The sequence below is a fragment of the Tepidibacter mesophilus genome (assembly GCF_002724055.1).
Taxonomy (GTDB): Bacteria; Bacillota; Clostridia; order Peptostreptococcales; family Peptostreptococcaceae; genus Tepidibacter_A; species Tepidibacter_A mesophilus.
The window spans coordinates 1-3,330 of sequence record NZ_BDQY01000050.1 but is presented as its reverse complement, the minus strand read 5'-3'; the positions used below and the strand labels follow the sequence as shown (position 1 = coordinate 3,330).

The following is a 3,330-nucleotide window of genomic DNA, read 5'->3' as shown; positions in this document are numbered from 1 at the left end:
AACCTCCTTTGTAATGGTTTTGGTCGGCAAACCTAATTCCATTTTACATTGGAGGTTCTATTTTTTTCTACTCATAGCTATAAGCTTTTTTGAACCACGGGTATAACCCGTGGTATTCCTTATACAAAAAAAACAGTATCTTCTGTAGATACTGTTAATTTTTTTTAGTTATAATCCTTACTTTTTTATTAGGCTTTAAACATTTTTCTTTAAGTTGACAACCTGCACAAATATAATCGATAGAAGAATATATTTGTTTTCCCGTTGTAGTTTTGTGAGAGGTAGATATTAATTTCTTTTTATTTGGACATATGTATGTATTATGCATTTCATCATATATAAACATATTGTTTTGAAAAAATTTCCCATTAAAATCTCTAATATTAATACCTTGATCATCTATTAGCTTTTTAGCTTTTGTTCTTCTACTGTATGTATTTATATAATAAAATAATTTTCTCATATCCTTTTCATCAAACCACCAATCTTGAAAACGAATGATTCTATTACTTTTATTTGAATAATTTTTCTTTCTTTTTATATGCACATTTTTCATTTGTGGTTGCCTATACACACTTTTTTCAGTAATTGATTTAATATCATCAGTATAAATAATTCTTGTTCTTAAAATACCTGTAAATTTCACATAATTTTCTCCAAGTTCTATCTTTATTTTTCTTGTAATAAGACCAATTATATTAATAATATAAATTAAACAGATACTACACGTCATTATTATAAAGAATATTTCAAAATGCAAACTATCTTTCATGCGATCCTCAATGTAAAATTCTTTTAAATAAAATAAAAATATAACTAATGTTATCGAAGATATAAGAATTATCGTTATACCTGTTCTTACATATTCGCTATATTCTTTCGGATACATTATATATGGTTTTTCTTTTAATCTATCCATAAATTTATTTAAATCCAGTTCATGTTTTGCAAGTTGTAATTTCCTTGATTTGATCGTCATTATTTTTACACTCCTAACATAATTGTACTTATATTTTTTGATGTTAGTATAGTTTTATGGGCACAACTTTGTTAAATAGATAAAATAATAATTGAAAGGATGTGTCCTAAATGAGCACTAACAAAAGATACTCTGAAGATTTTAAAAAAACTATAGTAGATTTATATAATGCTGGTCATTCTGTAAAAGAAATAAATAGTGAATATGGTATTTCAGATGTTGCTACTTATAAATGGATTAAAAATTTTTCTCCTATGGATAGTTCTAATGATGAAATCACCTCATTAGATGACTTATAAAAACTAAAAAAGCAAATAGCACGTCTTCAGAAGGAAAATAAAATATAAAAAAGGCTGCCCTTATAATAATGCTGTTATAAAATCCTTTCATTCTATATTAAAAACTATATTAAAAAATAAGAAGTCCATAATATGAAATATCTAGATTTTAAAACTTCTAAACTAGCTTTATTTGAATACATATAGAGTTGGTATAATCGAAAGCGTATTCATGGAGCATCAGGTTACAAAACACCTCAAGAAGTAGAAAATGAAGCTAGTTTAGCATCTTAAAAAGTTAACTTTTTGTGTCTAAAATATTGACATAGATTCAATAATTAATCTTAAAGAATATACTGGTTTTTTTCTTGAAATGGAAATAATATTAAAAAGGGCTAGTTTTTTATAGAAAAATATAACCCCTATATACCTTTAAATTACTATTTTAAAATTCAAAATCTAAACTTAAATATGAAGCTTATTAATAATGTTAGCTACTGATTTTTAATATTTTCCCATAAAGCTTAGATTGGGACGTCGCAGTCTTTAGTTTTATAAAAATATTATTACAGTAGCAGTATTTTAATAAGAGTCATTTTGGCTTAACCACTATACAATTTTTCAATTCTTTTTATGAAGAAGTTATTTAGTCTAATTATTAATTCATTTCATAAGACTTTGTAATATATTTTTGTATTTCTTCTAACTGCTGTATATCTGTAAATCTTATTTCTAAGTTTCCAGTTCCATAGTGTCCTATATTTGTTACATCTCTTGTAAATGAGTCCTTTAGATTACATTCATCTAAATTAGATTTTACATATATGAGTATTGTATCTGTTTTAGAATGTATCTCAATACATGCGAAATTTCTTATTCTTTTAAAGGCAATATAGTGTTTTAATGTTTTTTCTTGAACATCATCTGCTAAATTGATTATAAAATCTCTAAGTGCATAGTATCTATCTTTCAATTTAGAAGGAGCTTCCTTTAAATACTCATTTACCGTTTTTGTTTTATTATAATTATTTAAGATATTATTAGCACTTTCTGTTATCCTATTTTCTGCGTTGGTATGAACCATTTCAAATAATAATAATTCATCTTTATAATTTTTGTATTTTATTAAATCTATATTTCTATTTATCTGCTTTACTGCATGAATATCAAATTTAGTAAAATCATTTGCAATGCAAATCAGTCTTGGGCTGCTCCATTCTATTTCATCTGCTGTTTCTTTTCCTAACTTATCCATGACAAGTAGTTTGAATTCAGCTTTATGATCAAGAAGCCAATCTAAATAATAAAGACCTTGATTTATTACATTTTCATTTAATGCTCTTTTATATTCAATAATTACAGGACAGTTATTTTCATCTATTCCTAAAGAATCTATTCTTCCCCCATGGACTTTTCCAGTTGAATACTCTGAAGATAAAAATTTTACTCCTAAAAATATTTCCATATTCTTTTCAATTATATTTTGTAATGATTTTTCTAACTGCATAGAACTACCTTCAATTTCTTCTACGCCATCTATTATTTTGAATAATTTTATATCTCCCAAAACTTCCACTCCTTATAATTTTTTATCTTTTTATAGGAAATTAATGTATCTTGATTTTAGCATAAATTTACACTTTCAAAAATTATATATACTTACTTTTTTACATATTTCATCGTAATATAAAAGTCATGGCACAGTTCCTCGTCTATCATCTTGCTTTATATTTTCTATTCTCAAAATGTGTTTGTTTCCACTTTAAAGCTTAAATGTAGCTTCTAATATCTTTTATATACTCTATGCAATATCTTCTTTGTATTACAGGCAGTTCATCATTATTAAAAAGATATAGTATACATTCTGTAACTTCGTATACATCATTATCAAGTGCTGTATCTTTTACATTATTGATTATAAATTTATATACTACTATATTGAAATCCACCACTTTACAAGTAATTGAATAAATTCAATTCAAAAAATAACATAACTGAGCCTTAAATTGTTAATAATCTTTAGTGACAAAACCAAAAATAACAAATAAGGAGCTCAGTTATATTATGATTATT

At 24.9% G+C, this 3,330-nt stretch carries 4 protein-coding genes and 1 pseudogene; 2 read left to right on the top strand and 3 right to left on the bottom strand.

The features are described from left to right. Positions 1 to 154 precede the first annotated feature (154 nt). Entirely contained in the window at positions 155 to 979 is an 825-nt protein-coding gene (locus Tmeso_RS15700) for a hypothetical protein (protein ID WP_099192863.1), read from the bottom strand. A 110-nt stretch (positions 980 to 1,089) separates the two neighbouring features. Between Tmeso_RS15700 and Tmeso_RS15695 the strand changes: the two genes are divergently transcribed. Next, entirely contained in the window at positions 1,090 to 1,278 is a 189-nt protein-coding gene (locus Tmeso_RS15695; protein WP_242967963.1) for a transposase, read from the top strand. A gap of 46 nt (positions 1,279 to 1,324) precedes the next feature. Then, positions 1,325 to 1,551: pseudogene (locus Tmeso_RS17220) on the top strand (IS3 family transposase); the annotation flags it as partial. A gap of 364 nt (positions 1,552 to 1,915) precedes the next feature. Here the strand turns inward: Tmeso_RS17220 and Tmeso_RS15690 are convergent. Beyond that, positions 1,916 to 2,833, bottom strand: a complete 918-nt coding sequence (locus Tmeso_RS15690; protein WP_242967962.1) for a DUF5655 domain-containing protein — start codon at positions 2,831 to 2,833, stop codon at positions 1,916 to 1,918. 193 nt (positions 2,834 to 3,026) lie between these two features. Continuing rightward, positions 3,027 to 3,206 (bottom strand): hypothetical protein, encoded by a 180-nt coding sequence (locus tag Tmeso_RS16250; RefSeq protein ID WP_145993179.1) that lies wholly within the window; start codon positions 3,204 to 3,206, stop codon positions 3,027 to 3,029. Positions 3,207 to 3,330: the final 124 nt, after the last annotated feature.